Origin of the sequence: Marinomonas shanghaiensis, assembly GCF_003259175.1 — a bacterium.
Taxonomy (GTDB): domain Bacteria; phylum Pseudomonadota; class Gammaproteobacteria; order Pseudomonadales; family Marinomonadaceae; genus Marinomonas; species Marinomonas shanghaiensis.
On the sequence record NZ_QGOK01000011.1, the window covers coordinates 131,249 to 148,134 of the forward strand.

The 16,886-nt window shown below is 45.0% G+C and carries 13 protein-coding genes; 4 read left to right on the forward strand and 9 right to left on the reverse strand.

Going from position 1 to position 16,886, the window contains the following annotated elements; translation table 11 throughout:
• Positions 1-2,154 carry a glucans biosynthesis glucosyltransferase MdoH gene (mdoH, locus tag DKT73_RS10305; RefSeq protein WP_111638463.1) on the forward strand — a complete coding sequence of 718 codons (2,154 nt, stop codon included), beginning with the start codon at positions 1-3 and terminating at the stop codon, positions 2,152-2,154.
• 90 nt (positions 2,155-2,244) lie between these two features.
• On the opposite strand, the gene DKT73_RS10310 is transcribed toward mdoH, so the two are convergent.
• From DKT73_RS10310 to DKT73_RS10345, 8 genes are all read right to left on the reverse strand, one after another.
• Positions 2,245-4,347, reverse strand: coding sequence for a TonB-dependent siderophore receptor (locus tag DKT73_RS10310; RefSeq protein ID WP_111638464.1), 2,103 nt, complete (start codon positions 4,345-4,347; stop codon positions 2,245-2,247).
• Between the two features lie 108 nt (positions 4,348-4,455).
• On the reverse strand, positions 4,456-5,262 hold the full coding sequence (locus tag DKT73_RS10315; protein WP_111638465.1) for an ABC transporter ATP-binding protein: 807 nt from the start codon (positions 5,260-5,262) through the stop codon (positions 4,456-4,458).
• Positions 5,259-6,305: a FecCD family ABC transporter permease gene (locus tag DKT73_RS10320; RefSeq protein ID WP_111638466.1), complete on the reverse strand. Its 1,047-nt coding sequence runs from the start codon at positions 6,303-6,305 to the stop codon at positions 5,259-5,261. The genes DKT73_RS10315 and DKT73_RS10320 overlap by 4 nt, the downstream gene beginning before the upstream one ends.
• The gene (locus tag DKT73_RS10325) at positions 6,302-7,327 is read right to left on the reverse strand and encodes a FecCD family ABC transporter permease (protein ID WP_111638495.1); all 1,026 of its coding nucleotides are present in this window, start codon (positions 7,325-7,327) and stop codon (positions 6,302-6,304) included. The genes DKT73_RS10320 and DKT73_RS10325 overlap by 4 nt, the downstream gene beginning before the upstream one ends.
• A gap of 11 nt (positions 7,328-7,338) precedes the next feature.
• Positions 7,339-8,322 carry an iron-siderophore ABC transporter substrate-binding protein gene (locus DKT73_RS10330; RefSeq protein WP_111638496.1) on the reverse strand — a complete coding sequence of 328 codons (984 nt, stop codon included), beginning with the start codon at positions 8,320-8,322 and terminating at the stop codon, positions 7,339-7,341.
• A 134-nt stretch (positions 8,323-8,456) separates the two neighbouring features.
• On the reverse strand, positions 8,457-9,203 hold the full coding sequence (locus DKT73_RS10335; RefSeq protein WP_111638467.1) for a helix-turn-helix domain-containing protein: 747 nt from the start codon (positions 9,201-9,203) through the stop codon (positions 8,457-8,459).
• A 154-nt stretch (positions 9,204-9,357) separates the two neighbouring features.
• A complete protein-coding gene (locus DKT73_RS10340; protein WP_111638468.1) occupies positions 9,358-11,808 on the reverse strand; it encodes a DUF2309 domain-containing protein in 2,451 nt (816 codons plus the stop codon).
• Between the two features lie 37 nt (positions 11,809-11,845).
• On the reverse strand, positions 11,846-13,420 hold the full coding sequence (locus DKT73_RS10345; protein ID WP_198666587.1) for an NADH-quinone oxidoreductase subunit L: 1,575 nt from the start codon (positions 13,418-13,420) through the stop codon (positions 11,846-11,848).
• Positions 13,421-13,518: 98 nt separating this feature from the next.
• Here DKT73_RS10345 and DKT73_RS10350 point away from each other — a divergent pair, with 98 nt between their 5' ends.
• The 3 genes from DKT73_RS10350 to DKT73_RS10360 all read left to right on the forward strand — a co-directional run bounded on the left by DKT73_RS10350 (position 13,519) and on the right by DKT73_RS10360 (position 16,386).
• On the forward strand, positions 13,519-14,403 hold the full coding sequence (locus DKT73_RS10350) for a LysR family transcriptional regulator (RefSeq protein ID WP_111638469.1): 885 nt from the start codon (positions 13,519-13,521) through the stop codon (positions 14,401-14,403).
• Between the two features lie 493 nt (positions 14,404-14,896).
• Entirely contained in the window at positions 14,897-15,865 is a 969-nt protein-coding gene (locus DKT73_RS10355; RefSeq protein ID WP_111638470.1) for a hypothetical protein, read from the forward strand.
• A gap of 20 nt (positions 15,866-15,885) precedes the next feature.
• On the forward strand, positions 15,886-16,386 hold the full coding sequence (locus DKT73_RS10360; RefSeq protein WP_111638471.1) for a hypothetical protein: 501 nt from the start codon (positions 15,886-15,888) through the stop codon (positions 16,384-16,386).
• 152 nt (positions 16,387-16,538) lie between these two features.
• Here the strand turns inward: DKT73_RS10360 and DKT73_RS10365 are convergent, their stop codons facing one another.
• Positions 16,539-16,853, reverse strand: coding sequence for a hypothetical protein (locus DKT73_RS10365; RefSeq protein WP_111638472.1), 315 nt, complete (start codon positions 16,851-16,853; stop codon positions 16,539-16,541).
• Positions 16,854-16,886: the final 33 nt, after the last annotated feature.

Below are 16,886 nucleotides of genomic sequence, written 5' to 3' on the forward strand. Positions count from 1 at the left end.
ATGTTATTAAAGGATAGCGCTACAAAGTTCGCATTACCAAAAATGTCACCTTTGGATATGCCTCGTCATGCGGTGAATGAGGCGTCTCAAGCACGTAAAAAAAGGCTACAAAACTTTGCGTTAACAACATTTTTTTCGCGTCTGTTTGTTCTACTGGGGACTGTGGGTCTGTCTTGGTATGGCGCGACAGAAATGTATGACGTACTGAATACCAACGCCATTGCTGGTTTGCAGTGGGCATTTTTGGTGTTGTTTTGCATTAACTTTACTTGGATTTCTTTTGCTTTTTCGCAAGCCACATTAGGCTTGATTTTTCAGTTGTGGCCATTTTCGCGTCGACGTAAAGAACAAGATGTCGAGGGTGTGACAGCGATTTTATTGCCTGTTTATAACGAAGACCCTTTGCGTATTCGCGCGAATATTCAAGCCATGCGAGAAGATTTGCTGGCCCATGCACCGGGTAAATTTGCCTTTTTCATTTTAAGTGACACTAATAAAGCCGATGCATGGATTGCGGAGGAACAAGCTTTTTATCCCTTGTTAAATGAAGAGGGTCAAGCTTGTCCAATTTATTACCGTCGTCGCTACAAAAATGCTGAACGCAAAGCCGGTAACATAGCTGAGTGGGTGACGAGTTACGGTGGCGATTATGAGTGCATGATTGTATTAGATGCCGACAGTCTGATGGGGGCGGAATGTTTGATTTCTCTCACGCGTAGGATGGCGGCAGAGCCTGGTTTGGGGTTAATTCAAACCTTGCCGACGATTATTCGTGCCAATACGCTTTACAGCCGTATTCAGCAATTTGCTAACCATTGCTTTGGTCCGATATACGCTTCAGGTTTAGCTGCTTGGCATGGTTATTCTTCTAACTTCTGGGGGCATAATGCCATTATTCGAACCAAAGCCTTTGCTGACGCTTGTGGTTTGCCTATGTTAGAGGGGAAGGCGCCTTTTGGTGGTCATGTTATGAGTCATGACTTTATGGAAGCCGCATTGTTACGTCGTGCTGGTTGGGGTGTGCGTTTTGATACTGACTTAAAAGCCTCTTATGAAGAAGCACCGCCATCGCTGGTGGATGTGATTGTTCGTGATCGTCGTTGGTGTCAAGGCAACTTGCAGCATAAGGCATTTGTGTTTGCCAAAGGTTTTCATTTTGCGACTCGCTTGCATTTGATGTCTGGCATCATGTCTTATCTCAGTGCTATGTTTTGGTTAATGTTGATCGTTGTGGGTTTTGCCTTGGCGGTACAAGCGTATTTTGTTCGCCCTGAGTATTTTGCTAATCCATCCTTGTTTCCTACTTGGCCTGTGTTTGATTTTGAAAAAGCACGTTCTTTGTTTATCTTGTCGATGGCGTTGGTATTGGCTCCAAAAGTCTATGGCTGGTTGGCGGCCATGTTGAACCTTCGCCGCTGTATGCAATTTGGTGGGCCGATATTACTGACATTAAGCACTTTAGTTGAAACCCTTCTATCGGCTTTGTATGCGCCAATTTTGATGCTGTCTCAGTTTCAGGTTGTGTACGATGTATTTAAAGGGCGTGACAGCGGTTGGAAACCTCAATCTCGTGATGATGGTGCCACATCGTGGAAAGTGGTGGCTCGCGCTCATTTTAGTCACACGGTTTTAGGATTTGTATTGGCTGCTGGGGCTTTGTTTTTAAGTCGAGAGCTTTTTTACTGGTCGTTGCCGATTAGCTTTGGTCTGATTCTGTCTATTCCGTTGTCATGGCTCAGTGGTGGTGCTAAACGCGGTAATGTGATTCGTTACTTGGGGCTGATGCGTGCGCCAGAAGAGAAAAGACCTCATCCGATCGTTGCGATGCAGCACAGACACAGTGTTGAACAAAAAACTCTATCGTTTGATGCTTCTTTGTCCTCTCTTAAACGCTTAGTGTCCGATTCAAAGCTTTTCTATTGGCATCTAGCGCAAATGCGAAAGGACCAGCCTAATAAAGAGTTTTGTCGTGCGTGGATTTGTGCTGAGTGGCAAATTCTCAACAGTGACGATATTCAAAACCTGTTGGATCATCTCAATGAAAAAGAGTGTCTCGCGATTTTGGAACATCGTGAATTGATGAGTATCATGCAGAAATATTTGCCTAAACAGGAACGCGCTACTGAGCGTGATGAAGCCTTAGTGGGGGCCTAGAATCGTCACAGGGTAATGTTTGGATAAAAATATTGGGCCAGAATAACCGTTATTCTGGCCCAATAGATTATGTGAAGACGGTTTTTTTAATTACCAGCTGTGGTCCAATTTAAGGCTAATATTACGACCTGGGTTGTAATAGTTTGCAGTACCTGAACCAACAACATATTGCTTGTCGAGAAGGTTGCTGATGTTCAGTGACAGCTTAGTCTGTTGTGTTAAGTCATAGCCGTAGGACGCATCAAAAAGAACGGCCGCATCGCTTTTTTTGGAGTTTGCCTCGTTGAAATAATAAGAACCAATATATCGAGTTCCAAAGCCAACCGTCATGTCTTGTCTTGGTAGCGTATAGTGGCTCCACAAAGAGGCTGTATGATGGGGCGCTATTTTAATTTCATTGCCTTGATAGGTGTCATCTTCTACCACTTCTGAATCCATGTAGGAATAGCCGCCAGTGATGCTTAGGCTGTCTGTCAATTCGGCTTTTACTTCCAGATCAACTCCTTTTGTGCGGTTTTCGCCAATGATTTCACGTTCAATAGTGCCATTATCCTGAACCACAGAAGTGTCAACATTGTTTTTCGTAAGATCATACACAGCGACAGAAAAGATGGCGTTTATACTGTTTGGTGAATATTTTGCACCCACTTCCAGTTGTTCTCCACGCACAATTTCTGTACCAGAAGACGGTGGGGAAACCGATTCAACTTGGCTAATGTAAGCGGAAACTTCGTCGTTAAATTTGTACGTGAAGGCCGAACGGAAAGAGTTTTCTGAAAAATCATTACGTGTGGTTGTATTGGTTAGATAATTGACTTCAGTCAATTCTATATCGTCATTACGAACGCCTAGCGTCACAATGTACTTATCATCCAGTGCAAAGTTTTGTTGTAAGAAAACACCCCTTGTAAGAGTTTTTGTATCTGTATTACTGTAAATGTTAAGATTATTTGGAGTGCCGCTATATACAACGTTTGTAATATCAATGCTATTCGCAGCTCCATAAGCGCTTACTGAATTAGATTTAGAGTCCTGATACTCAACTCCAACTAAAGTGCTGCTGTCAATACGGCCTTTGCTTAAATCGTATTGCGCAACGAGGTTGCCATTGAACTGTTGGTTTTCTTTTTCTGATGTAATATAGGCGCGGTCTACTGTGGTGCCTGTTCTGCTATCATTGTCAGAAATATAGGTATAACCAGCATAATCTGTTGAGTCTCTATATCTAAAGTTTCCTCTGATCTTGACACTGTTATTGAAGTTATGAGTTATTTGAGCACTGATATTGGTTCGTTCGACATCATGGTAGTTGAAGTCTGGTTCACCAAAAAAATCACTACGGCTGTATTCTCGATCAAATGGGTAGCCGCCGCTATTGGGTGTGGCATCTGTTTTCAGGTAGTCGACAATGAGGGTAGCGCTGGTGTCATCGGTAGGTTCCCAAGTGAGGCCCCCCATCAAAAGTTGTGAGTCATCTTTTGAATAATCGTATTCACGTTCACTGTCTTTGATTTTGCCAGTGAAGCGGTAGGCAAGGGTTTTGTCGGCATCCAGTGTATCGCCAGTGTCGACCCCAACTTCTTTGTGGTCGTTGGAACCATAAGTCACATACGCGTTACCGAACTCTTTAAATTTAGGGCGTTTGCTGACAAAGTTAATGGAACCGCCAGGATCAGCTGGGCCAAACAGAGTGGAGTTTGCGCCGCGAATGACTTCAACACGTTCAAAGGCGTAAGCATCTTCTCGCACACCGCGCAGTGATCCAAGTGTTAATCCATCGCGGTAGGTGGTGGCATCAAAGCCACGAATCTGGAAATAATCATTTCGATCATCTGTACTGTAGTAGCCGGTCAATGTGCCTGGTGTGTATTCAAGGACTTCTTCTGTGGTGCTGGCGTTGCGTTCGGTGATTTCTTTTTCAGTAATAACGGAAACAGAAGCCGGTGTATCTTGAATGCTGGTGGCGACTTTGCCGCCCACCCACAACTCTTTGGCGACCACTGATTCGGCATCATTATCTACTTCGACGTAATCATTGACGAGAATAGGAGACAGGCGAAAGGTTTCGCTTTCTTTTGTCTCTTCTGTTTCTGCATTTGCCATCATAGGTGTCATGATTGAGCAGCAGAAAAGGGCTGTAGTCGCGTAGTAATGTGGCTTTAACGTTGACGAAAGTGTGCTTTTTTTCTTCATTTTTGGGTTCCTCTAATGAAATTATTGCATGAATCTATTTAAAAATGCTGTTGTTAATGATTATTAATTAAAATATTTAATAAGACGGCTCCAATGACGTAAAGCTTATTAAAGTGTGGTGTTCTTGTGTCGCCCAATGGGTAAGACCATCGGTGAACCCGAAATAGGGTCGGACACAATCTGGTTATTCAAGCCAAATACCGTCTGAACGGTGGCTTCGGTGATGACTTCATGTGCTGTGCCATAGGCAAAGACGCGCCCTTGTTGCATGGCAATAAGCTTGTCTGAATATCGAGCTGCGAGATTGAGATCATGCAAGACGAGAACGATGGTTGTGCCTCGGCTCTGGTTTAAATCAACGAGCAGATCCAAAACCTCAATTTGGTGAGCCACATCTAAAAAATTGGTTGGTTCATCAAGCAGCAAAATGTCTGTTTCTTGTGCCAAGGCCATGGCGATCCATACCCGTTGTCGTTGTCCTCCAGAGAGCTCATCAACGTCTTTTTCGAGCAGCTCTGTGGTGTGGGTGGTGTCGAGCGCCTTGGCGACGGCGTCATCATCTGCTTTACTCCAGCGAGACAGGAATCCTTGATGTGGATAGCGTCCTCGACTCACTAAGTCTCCCACCGTAATGCCTTCTGGCGCGGTAGGTGATTGCGGCAAAAGACCAAGTATCTGCGCTAACTGTCGTGTTGAACGTTGGTGTATGGATTTTCCGTCTAATAACACCTGACCTTTGCTTGGCGCCAGTAAGCGTGACATGGTGCGCAATAAGGTGGATTTTCCGCAGGCGTTAGCACCGATAATTGAAGTGATTTGCCCTGGTGTAATGTTTAGCGTGATGTCTTCTAAAATGGTTTTATCGCCATACCCTGCCGATAGGGAATCCACAATAAGTTGGTGTTTTTGTGTCATAGCGCGTTTCCTTTTTGATTCACGCGAATAATCAGATAAATAAGATAGGGGGCACCCAACGCACCAGTAACGACACCAACTGGGTATCGACTCGGTAGTAGAAATTGTCCGATATAGTCCCCCACCATGACGAGACAGGCACCAACCAGACCGGCTGGAACAATCAAAGAGCCATTGTTTTTGATTAAGCGCATGGCTATGGGGCCAGACAAAAAAGCGACAAAGGCAATCGGCCCTGTGATGGCAACACTTACCGCGATGAGCCCAACGGCCGACACCATGACCGTGATGCGTGTGAGTCCAATGCGAATTCCAAGGGCTTGAGCCGTATCATCGCCCATTCGTAAAGCATCGAGCTCCCGTGCACGACTCAATAGAAGTCCGCCAAAAATGCACAAAGAAAGCAGCAATGGGTAAGCTTGATCCAATTGCGCTGAGTTGACGCTGCCTGTTAACCAGCGCATGGCTTCTTGTCTATCCCAGGATTGAGCTTGCGACAGCAAATACACAATGACGCTTTCAATCATGGCGGAGACGCCAATACCGACCAAAATAAGCCGTGTTCCGGTGACACCCCCATGGCGAAAGGATAACGCGTATACGGCGAGAGCGACTAATAGCCCCGTCATAATAGAGAAAAAGGCCACGCTGCTTCCATTCATATTGAGCATAATAATGGCAAACACGGCGGCGGCAGAGGCACCAGAGCTGACTCCGATAATGTCTGGGCTAGCAAGCGGGTTTCTCAGCATGATTTGAAACGCTACGCCCGCCATGCCAAAACTCATGCCGACTAGCATGGAAATGACCGCTCGCGGTAAGCGAAGGTGACCAACGGTAAAAGAGGCGCTGGGTACATTTTTTCCTAGGAGTACCTGTAAAACCTGATTAGGTGGGGTAAAGGATTGACCCATGCTTAGAGTGACCATAAAAACGGTTGCCAGCAGCAGACACAAGATGACTACAATGGTTGTCCATTTTTTTGATCGTAGCTGGCGGGTCGTTCTGACTTGTTGAATGGTGTGGTCTAGACTCTTTGTCATAGTTCCTTCACCCGCTGACGTCTAACAATCCAGATAAAAAAGGGCGCGCCGACGAAGGCTGTCACGACACCGACGGATAATTCGCTGGGTCTAGATACGATGCGGCCAAGTACATCGGCCATTAACAGTAAACTGGCTCCGCTTAGTGCTGAGAACACCAATAACCAGCGATTATCAACGCCAACTATGAGTCGACATAGGTGAGGAATAACCAAGCCAACAAAGCCAATAGGGCCACAAACGGCTGTGGTTGCCCCACAGAGTATCACCGCGGATAACCACGCCATAGACCGAGTCCACACTACTTTTTCTCCCAGTCCTGCGGCGAGGTCCTCTCCTAGTGCTAAGATATTGAGCTTTCTGGCGACCATGGCACTCATTAGATAACCCACGAACAGAAACGGCAGTATGAGTTGTATGCTGTCAAATGTCGCGCCGCCAACGCCCCCAATTTGCCAGGACTGTGCGCCACCGGCGATGTCATTTCTTGGTAAGATAACCGCCATGGTAAAAGACGATAGAGCGACAGAAGTGGCTGCTCCCGCCAGTGCGTATTTCAGCGGGGTCGATTTTCCTCGTCCTAATGAACTTATGATGTAGACAAAAAGAGCGGTGCTTCCAGAACCAAGAATAGCAAGCCAGATATAGCTATTAGGTTGATCGATGCCAAACCAGGCAAGTCCTATGACCACAAAAAATGCCGCGCCTATATTGACGCCCAAGATGCCAGGGTCAGCTAAAGGGTTACGCGTAACGCTTTGCATAATGGCACCCGATAAACCCAAGGCGCTGCCCGCTAATACGGCTAATACTGTACGTGGTATTCGCATAGCCACTGAGGCTTCCCCCATTGTCTCCATCTTGCCTTGCAGGGCGGCGACGATTTCTGGCCAAGACACGTCTCTGGTGCCAACCGCAATAGACAGTAAGCACAAGGCTACTAACACAGCTGCCGAGACAAAAAACGCAAACATGTTACGTTTACATTGAATCTCTGAGTTAAGGCTATGGCTTTTATTCATGGCACTTTTATTCATTGTGCTTTGCGTGCTGCTGCCGCGAGCGCTTTAATGTAATCATTGAGCACCCAAGATATCGACAAGGGGGTTGGATTGGCAGCGGTCGCCAACGGACTGTTGCCAAGCATGACAATGGAGCCATTTTTAATGGCGCGCATTTTTGACATGAGGGGATTCGCGTTCAGCGGTGTGAGTAGATTGTCATTGCCGTAGGTGACAAAAATATCGACATCATTAAATTCGTCTATTTGTTCAATGCTGCTTTCGCCAGAATATTGCCCATTACGGCTTATTTTTTTGATGCTGTCTGGAGAATGCAGACCTAAATCATCAAAAAAACGCACACGTGTGTCGTTGGTACTGTAAAAGCGTATGACACTTAAATCTGTCGGATCAAGATGGGTGATAAACATGGCGGATTTATCCTGTAATTCCGGATAGAGCGCCACTTGTTTGGCAATGTCTGTCTCAATTTTATTGATCAGCGCTTCGCCTTCTTTCTGCATACCTAGACCCGCACTGTTAATGCGAATCATACTGCGCCAGTTTGTCGACCAAGGCGCGTCAGGAAAAGCAACGACAGGCGCTATCATGCTGAGAGTATCGTAGTCCGATTGGCTCAAGCCAGAGTAGGCCGCTAAAATCACGTCTGGTTGTGTGGCGGCGACCGCTTCAAAATCGATGCCATCTCCTTCGTCAAATAAAACAGGTGTTTTGGCGTTTAACTCTCTCAGCCTAGCTGCGACCCACGGTAAAACACCATCACCGTCATCGTCGCCAAATTTGGCCGCGGCGAAACCAACCGGAACGATCCCCAAGGCTAACGGCACTTCATGGTTTGCCCACGCGACAGTGGCAACGCGTTTCGGCTGTTGCTTAATAACCGATGTGCCAAAAGCGTGCTGAATGGTAATGGGAAACGGAGTATCTTCTTGCGCCAAAGAGACACTAGAGAAGATAAAGATAGTGGTGGTAATGATAATCGATACTAAATTCATTTTTTCGCCAAACATTCAACAGAGTCGTTATTGGGTGCAATGGGATTGATAGGATTGTAAAACCAGACTGTGATGTCACTTAAATGGTAGCGTTAAACGTTACTCATTTTATGCAGTAGGCAATGATAGAGGGATTATTTTGAGGATAATTGTACAAATCGGTCGTTTTTGTCTTGGGCTATTTGCTTAGGGGTAAGGCTTGAGTATTTTTTGACCAGCTTGATGAAGTGCGATTGATCGTTGAAGCCGTCTTCAGGAAACAACTGACCGACTTCTAAAAACTCAAAACTGCTACGAAAACGCAAAATATCACAATAACTTTTCAGTGGTAGACCAAGCCATTTACTGAAATAGCGATTTATTTGTCGACTACTCCAATTCGCCCCCGAGGCGATGTCGGCTACTGATATGGCGCCTTTAGACTGATAAATTAAGTCGGACATGATTTTTTTACGAGGGTCGATTGGCGTTGTCATTTGCGCCGTAAAATACTGACCTAACTTCTCACAGAAAAGAGAGAATTGCTGCAAATCATTGATTTCTATGCCAGCAAAGCCGTTTGGTAGCGTAACGCGATCATTGATTAAGTCAGCCACCGATCTATGCAACAAGTACTCTGCGGCCAGCAGTTTTAGTCGAACCCCAAAAAGAACCGACTTGGCTGGCATGTACCCTTTTTGGGAATGGGTCTCTAACCCCACCAAAGACACATGAAGCGGGTACTGATCGCTGTGAAAAAAGTACAAATCGATCCCCCCATCAGGAAAGGTGACAAGTTCCTCGTCTTTATGAGTCGGATTCTTGATCATCCAATAGCTTTCGATGAAGGGAGACAGTTCATCTTTTGGTGCCAACGACGCCAGTTTAATGGTTGATTTCATTGTTCAATAGCACAAGGTTCATTGTTCAATCACCCCATGGATGACAAGTTGCAGGGACAATAGAGTAACCAACAAGCGGTCATATCTCTACAGTAAAAGCATTTTTATTGTTATTTTCTGAACGCGACGTTATTTCGATAAAAATAGTGTTGCGTTATACCTGCCTCTCCCATTTTTGTTGGTAAAAGCGTTCAATTGTTCCCTTTTCATCCCAGCGTAGTAGGTACAGCCATTCGTTGTCGATCAGGTGGCGAACGTTATCGTGTTTCGCGCTGATCTGTTCAATGGCTTCTCTCGGTGCAGCGATATACACAGCGAGTCGTTGTGGTTGGTGCATCCATTTTTCGCCGTTGTGCAAGGATTGCATTGAAAGGCCAATACGCAGATCGCCGCCATTGCCTTCAAAGACCCCTATGTTTCCTCCGACCGCGTTATGCAATACCTTGTTGCCACTGCCGTATTTTAGGTTGTCGGTGACAGAGGCGTTGTATTGCATATTGATCCAATTAGTGACGATCATGGGCGCCGTCATAATGAGTTCGAGTACCGCAAATCCAGTGTCATTTTGCCATTGGTAATCGTGCAAAAAGCTTCGACCTTGTAAATCCACTTGGCGAGTCCAATCTCTTGGCGCCACAATAAAGGCGGCGTTATTTGCCAACCCCCATTCGGGACGAACTTGAGACCAATCTTGACTGCGTGTCAGATACGCTTTATTGAGTTTGTCATCATCGATGTTGAGTAGCGTTGAGTCTATTTGGGCGATGCGTTCCCGTTGAGCGCTTTTGGTTGCTGCGTCGAGCCAGTGTTGAATTTCTTCATCGAGATGATCATCAAAGCAACGTATGTGGTCTGTTGTGGTGTTGTGTAGGGCCGCAACGAATTGGCTGTTGTCTGGAATCTCAATATCTAATGTTTGCAACTTCGCTCGAACGTCTTGATCATTGAGTAATTGGGCGAGCACTCGTACGTTAATTTCCCCCGTTTGTCCGCCACATGCGCCACAGTCTAGGCCTGCTGCATGGAGATTGTTGGTGGTATGGCTGCCGTGTCCAACCAATAAAATGGTCTTCGCAAAGCGCGTTAACCCCATGGCGTGCAAAATGCCTTTTGCCAAACCTGCTTTTTCTTCTATGGTTAATGGTCTGTCTTCTTTTGTCAGCGTCCATTTGTGTTGATGGCTGAGACGGTTCAGTGGATTTTCTGTGCTGCTGGGAAAGAACGACTTTTTCAGCATTTTGAAGACGTAAAGCCACCCCATGGATTCCACCATAGAAAAGGTGGAGGGGGCGGCTTGTGACCAGCCTTGCCAACGAGCGCGTTTATTGAGCCCAACGGCTGTCTTTATGACAGAGGTGGAGTCGAACGGGCGGTTGTCTGATGCAATGGCTTCGGTGGCACGAATCGCTGGTTTTAACAGTCCGGGTAATTGCGGGCGAGAGAGAGAACTGGCTTGTGGTTGGTATTCCAATGGCAGGCCAAAAAATCCCGCGAATCCGAGTGTTTGAATATGATCGCTTTGCGCTTCTAATTCTCGACGTATCACTTCAGAACGCACATCAATACAAAACGCCGCTTGCAGTGTGGGGGTTTGAACGACAGGTTGTGGTTTTGCTGTCAGTAAGGTGTTGTTGAGCCTTTGTTGATAGCTAATTTCCGCGGCTTTGGCCCACACCCATAAGAGACGTTGACTCTCTTGTTGCTGTCGAATCAAGTCAGGCAATTGATGCTTTTCTCGTGTCCATAGGACTTTTAACAGTTCGGCGGTATCCGGTTCTTTTGCCTGATAATAATGCCAGATGACCAGTTCCCACGCCATGCGAATGGCCAAGAGTGACATCATGTCGTCGTGTGGCTGATCATAAAGGTTCCCTTGCCAACGCAAGTACGCCACCCATGACCCCCAACCATTAATGTCGAGTAATAACGCATGGGCATAATGACCGAGTAGATCGTCACTGAGTGTTAGAGTATCAATGGCGTGAGCAATGACTTGCTCGGGAGCAGTGGGCAGTTGTTGAAAGAAGGCCTGTAACCCTGACTCATCTAAGATAATACTGAGGCCTTTGTCTCGGCGGGTAACATCGAGCCAATGTTGATATAAGTCGGGCTGGTGCGAAGTGTCTTGCCGTCCAAGAATCGGGCGTAATTGCTGATAATGCGCGGCGCAAAACTGGCTAATTTGATGCGTGATTTCATCGCGCCAAGCCATTTTGTGAGGGTCGCGTTGATTGTCGAGTAGGTCTGACAGGTTGTGCCAGTTTGCAGTGGGCGTGTCTTCCTGCAAAAACGCGACCAGCTCAGCTTCTTCAAGTGGTGTTTGTTGTGTTTTTGCGGCCCGCATTAGAGCGCTGGGTTGAATTTCACCAGATTGATAACCTTGTAAATAATAGGATTTTGGCATCAATAATTGGGCATCGCCTAAGGTTCTGAGTGTGGCGCTAACTTGTTCAATTGGCTGATGGCGCATTGGCCAAAAAGGGTTCACGGCAATCATCTGGTCCAACGGCCACGTGGGCGCAATATGTTGTCCAGCTGACTGCAATATCGCCATTTGTTTCTCTGTTAACATCGGACTTTGGGTGGCGCTGATGTCAGCATTCATCTGGTTACTCCTTCTTAGAAACCTTGGTATGGCGTACTTATTTAATGGACGTTTGTTGCGTTAACGTTTTGCTATTAATGCGAGTGGGTAAACGCAATGGCCACACTTTTAAGGTTAGGCGCGTTAACCATTCATCAAGGTATAAGCCAGCAAACAACGCCATGGATAAATGCTGTATAGCAGGCCGTTGTGCTTGATAACGCAGTAACCAACTTAAAACAAATAAACTGATAAACAGCCCCATAACCCAGATATCAGCCAAACTGAATGCATCTACACGCAATGCCGGGTTGATTGGTAATACAAGGCCAAAGAAGGCTTTCATGGTGCTGTAAAGGGTTAGCAATAGCAGGGTTAAGCCAATAGCGGAGAGGAGACTGGCTTTACGCTGTTGGCCATGGCGCTGAGCAATTAACACAGTTAAAGCCAACCCGAACAATACCCAAGGACTCCAAACGCCTTGGTAACGGATTGCGTACGCGGCGGCAATCACTAGGCCAGCTGAAAGGATGGCTGCCAGTAGCCAATCCCCAACCGATGGCGCCTGCGGTGGTGCCAGACGACGCTGAATATCTTCGTGTATGGCATTGCCTGAATTTAAGAAGGCGTGGGCTTTGTACACCGAGTGAGTCACTAAATGCAGTAAAGCCAGTTCAAATAGTCCCAACGCACATTCCAATAACATTAAGCCCATTTGCGCGCTGGTAGACCAAGCCAAACGCACTTTTAAGCTGATTCTGGTGGTCATGATAAGCGCACTGATCACGGTTGTTAGGCCGGCTACAATGAGCACCAACCACTGAGCGTCGGGAACTTGAAGCAGCAAGGGCCCAAATAGTATTAATAAAAAGCCTCCCAAATTAATCACCCCAGCGTGCAGCAATGCGCTCACTGGTGTTGGCGCTTCAACGACCTGTATCAACCAGCCATGTACTGGCAGTTGTGCGCATTTAATCAAGGCCACAATCGCAATTAAAATAGCGGCAATGTATTCATATGCGGTCAACGATTGATCGGTATTGTTTGCTTGTTGATTAAAGGCGCTCACCAGTTCATGAATAAAGAAGGTGTTGTGAGCTTGGTACAATAAAACAAAGGCGACGAATAAACACAGCTCAGCGGTTCGTGCTAATAAGAACTTTTTGTGTGCTGCAAGCGCAGCTCGTGGGCGCTCTGGGTAAAAGGTTAAGAGCTTGTGCAGTGCTAGGCTAATACTTACCCAACCCAGCCAAAACAGTACTAAATGGTTGCTCATCACCACCAAAGAGACCGCCGCTAACGTGAGCAATAACCAGCGCCAATACACGTTTAATCTTGGCTCCGTCGCCATGTAGTTGCGTGAAAATGTCATCAATATAGTGCCCATAAAGAGCACCAGTGCCAGCATAATCAAACTAAGGTTCGTTGTACTAATGTATTGCTGTGTAGCAGGTGGCGTCGGCAGGCGCCAATGAGTCAGCACACCCACAGTAAAAAGCCCTATGAGCAGAAAACTCAAATGCACAAGACGACGACCTTGGCTTCGGGTTTGCTTGCGACCAACTGACCAGCCTGCTAACGCCAAACTGATGGGAATAAGAATAAAAAATATGGAAGATACAAACATACTCATGGTAGGCCCCTTGATTCATTGTGGGCAAGTATGTCAGAACTGGATTGATTAAAAAAATATATATAAAATAACTAAACGTTCACTTAAATAGAATGATTATGAGCCGACTCAATTATCACCATTTGTATTATTTTTGGCGCATCGCCGTCGCGGGTAACCTTACTCAGGTTGCTAAGGAGTTGCATATTTCGCAATCGGCCCTGTCGTTACAGATTAAGCAACTCGAGCATAATATGGATGTGGCGTTATTTGAACGCAGTGGCCGACGTCTTATTTTGACCGACATGGGACGACGTGTTTTAGCTTATGCCGATGATATTTTTAATAAGGGCGAAGAGCTGGAGTCCTTCTTAAGTAAGGGAATTTTGGCGGAAACTCAGCATTTGTCGATTGGCGTATTGCCGACGTTATCGAGAAACTTTGTTGAGCACTTTGTTAGTCCACTCTTGGCCAAACCCGAAGTGAGTTTTTCATTGACCGCTCGTGGCATGAGCGATTTGCTCAATGGCTTAACGAATCATGAATTGGACCTTGTCTTGACCAATCGTCCTATTAGTGCCGACACGAAAGACGCACCTTGGATTGTGCAGCAAGTCTCCCGTCAGCCACTGGCGATTGTGGGCCCGAGAGAAGGTAAAATACACACACCATTTCCGCAAGGGTATGAATCGGCGCGTTGGGTACTACCTGGAAAAAACACCGAAATTCGCACGGCATTTAACCTACTGTGCGCCACATGGCAGTATCAGCCCGATGTCAAAGCTGAAGCCGATGACATGGCGATGCTGCGTCTTTTAGCGAGGGACAGTGGTGCATTAGCGGTACTACCACCAGTGGTAGTCAAAGACGAAATTAGACAAGGATTGCTGGAAGAATATCAACGCCTACCCGATGCCTACGAACACTTTTACGCCATCACCACACAGCGTAAATTTGTGCCACAAGTCCTAATGGAATTGTTGCAAATGAGTCAAAATATTTAGCTTTTGAACGACAACTGTAATTTTTACTATCTTATTTGCTACATATAGTTAGCTCAATCAAATTATTAATGAGTAAGTTAGCCCCAATTTCTTTCAGGTTTGTATTGGTGTGATAGTCACACGTTACTAGGGAAGGTACGAATAAGCCTATCACATTCGGTAATCGCCTCGAATAACAGGTTTTGTCCACATGCTGAGACAAAAAGGTTTGTTCAACCTTCTCTAGAGTGCATTCACGCCAAATAACCACTGCGTACCACTTACTTTCATAGTCGTTTTTCAAAGACACCTAAAGCGTTCGTGTAACGATGTGTAATATAACTTTTTTGTTTAAGCCAGTACTTTATTTTTTATAGCTAAAAATGATGAAGCCTCAGAAGAACCTTTATATTACAGGTATTTATTTTAAAACTTTATTTATTGTTCTTAGTTCTTAAAAAACACCTGAAAATTGATAATAGAATACAGACAGGTATGAAGTTGGAGATATATTATGAATGAAGCCCCAAAAAAAGTGAAATTTGATCTCTCTATTTTTAATGCAATAAATCATGGCCCCTTGAGACAGGGTAAATATAATACAACTATTGAATTAGAGTTAACCACTGGTAAGCATTTGTTTACGAGTGTGCCTGCGGTAATTGGTTCGTTTTTTCACTTTAAAGTATATGGTCATATATCCATTCCATATAGTTATGACTCATCAACTGGGTATATTACCATTTGTGGGCCTGATGCAACTAGTGGAGAGCAATTGGCTATTCATACTTCTCTTGAACAACATACTAAGATGGCTGGTCAGTATAATAGCAAGCGTTTTGATACCACCGAAGCTACCCCTAACATGTGGACGGATTTTATTGATAGCAACCCTACGATGAAGCAAGCGTATCAAACAGCTATCCGGCAAGTTATGGATACACTTGTAAATCAGATGTTGGGTGCAGGGGTGCAAGGAGTGATTCAAACGGGTTCTGCTCCTGTTGTGAATCCCTATAATTTCCAAGATTATAAAGCCATGTTTGCACCTGAAAAAGCAGATGTAGAACAACCTTCATTAGATGATCTGTTTGAAGTACAAAGCATTGTAGAATCAACCTACTACGGTACTATCACTTGGTCTCTGAATTATGCCTTTGCTAATATTATTGGCTCCACTAGCGATCCTAAGCCCCAAGGATATAGTAGTTGGATTAGACTATGGGCCGATGCCTGCAATAATGGATATGGCACAACTCACTGTTCTTCATTTAATTATGCAGACGGTCATACACCGTTCAACTGTAATACGACGGACTTTGTCGGTGGCCATGTTATTCCTGGGCAGAGTGCCAAAAGTGTTGCAAAAGGTGGTACAGCCTATATTTTTCCTATATGCAAGAGCCATAATAATAATGACAATATTTACATGTCTAGTCGTTATAACCCAGTTGGTGTCGTGCTCCACAATTATAATCAGTAAATTTCAAATAAGGCGAAACCATGATTAGCTACATTTATAATGGCGTTTATCAGCAGGGCATGTCTATTAGCGGAATGTTGCAATTGGGGGTAACGAAAGGTGGAGGGCCAATTCCTAGGCTTACAGGTGGTGGTCTTTCTACGACGATTCCCCAAGCAACAGGGTTATTTGTTCCTTTCGACGGGACTGCGAATCACAGTATTGCGATTCCGTTACTAACTTGTGCTGCGATATTATTTTCCAGTACGGATCCTGATGCTAATTTAGGAACTTATGTTTATCATGCCTTGTCTGGTACGGTGAGTAATAGCGTGATTAATACGGCCGTTGCAGCGCTCGGTAATCCACCGCTTGCTTCGATTCTCGTGGTATACACATTTCCAAATCCATCCGATGCCGATTACGTGGCTGCTGCCCAGAGTATTGTCAATTTTGGTATTCCCTCTGGACAAGTATTATTTGCCCCTAATTTAACTACTAGTGATTTCGGAGCGAGTGGTAATACCTTTATTGGGATCTGAGAGTTAAAGTGTTTTTTTTATGCCATTTGAATAAAATATCGGGTCGTATTTTTAAAATAAAAGTATTTATTTAAAAGTTATAAAATAAAGATTAGAGTCTCATAGTGAGACTCTTGATATTAAATATATAAAGCAGAAGAAATATTGTTTCCTTACTTTTTAGTATGTGAAAGATCTCGTGCTTCTGAGGAAATTTTTAATCCTGCTTCTTCAGGAGAACAAGCAATAGTACCAAATAATGCCTGAAGTCGGCTCATCCCCCAATTGTTAATTAAAACAACTTGCCCGTTTGGTTTATAGGTAATTGTATACCCTGAATTAATGTTTACGCCATTTTGCCAAGCAGCATTGCCGATCTTGATGTCAAAATGCCCTAATTCTGGTCCTACGTTATAGATGTGCAATTCAGTATTTATCTGTCCCAAATTAACATCACCGCTATGAGATGGGATATTGATAACAGCCATATTTATCTCCTTGAATTTAATGGTTTTAAGTGA

Excerpts from the sequence above, each read along its gene's own strand:
- mdoH (WP_111638463.1), top strand. The coding sequence starts at position 1 with ATGTTATTAAAGGATAGCGCTACAAAGTTCGCATTACCAAAAATGTCA.
- DKT73_RS10310 (WP_111638464.1), bottom strand. The coding sequence starts at position 4,347 with ATGAAGAAAAAAAGCACACTTTCGTCAACGTTAAAGCCACATTACTAC.
- DKT73_RS10315 (WP_111638465.1), bottom strand. The coding sequence starts at position 5,262 with ATGACACAAAAACACCAACTTATTGTGGATTCCCTATCGGCAGGGTAT.
- DKT73_RS10320 (WP_111638466.1), bottom strand. The coding sequence starts at position 6,305 with ATGACAAAGAGTCTAGACCACACCATTCAACAAGTCAGAACGACCCGC.
- DKT73_RS10325 (WP_111638495.1), bottom strand. The coding sequence starts at position 7,327 with ATGAATAAAAGCCATAGCCTTAACTCAGAGATTCAATGTAAACGTAAC.
- DKT73_RS10330 (WP_111638496.1), bottom strand. The coding sequence starts at position 8,322 with ATGAATTTAGTATCGATTATCATTACCACCACTATCTTTATCTTCTCT.
- DKT73_RS10335 (WP_111638467.1), bottom strand. The coding sequence starts at position 9,203 with ATGAAATCAACCATTAAACTGGCGTCGTTGGCACCAAAAGATGAACTG.
- DKT73_RS10340 (WP_111638468.1), bottom strand. The coding sequence starts at position 11,808 with ATGAATGCTGACATCAGCGCCACCCAAAGTCCGATGTTAACAGAGAAA.
- DKT73_RS10345 (WP_198666587.1), bottom strand. The coding sequence starts at position 13,420 with ATGAGTATGTTTGTATCTTCCATATTTTTTATTCTTATTCCCATCAGT.
- DKT73_RS10350 (WP_111638469.1), top strand. The coding sequence starts at position 13,519 with ATGAGCCGACTCAATTATCACCATTTGTATTATTTTTGGCGCATCGCC.
- DKT73_RS10355 (WP_111638470.1), top strand. The coding sequence starts at position 14,897 with ATGAATGAAGCCCCAAAAAAAGTGAAATTTGATCTCTCTATTTTTAAT.
- DKT73_RS10360 (WP_111638471.1), top strand. The coding sequence starts at position 15,886 with ATGATTAGCTACATTTATAATGGCGTTTATCAGCAGGGCATGTCTATT.
- DKT73_RS10365 (WP_111638472.1), bottom strand. The coding sequence starts at position 16,853 with ATGGCTGTTATCAATATCCCATCTCATAGCGGTGATGTTAATTTGGGA.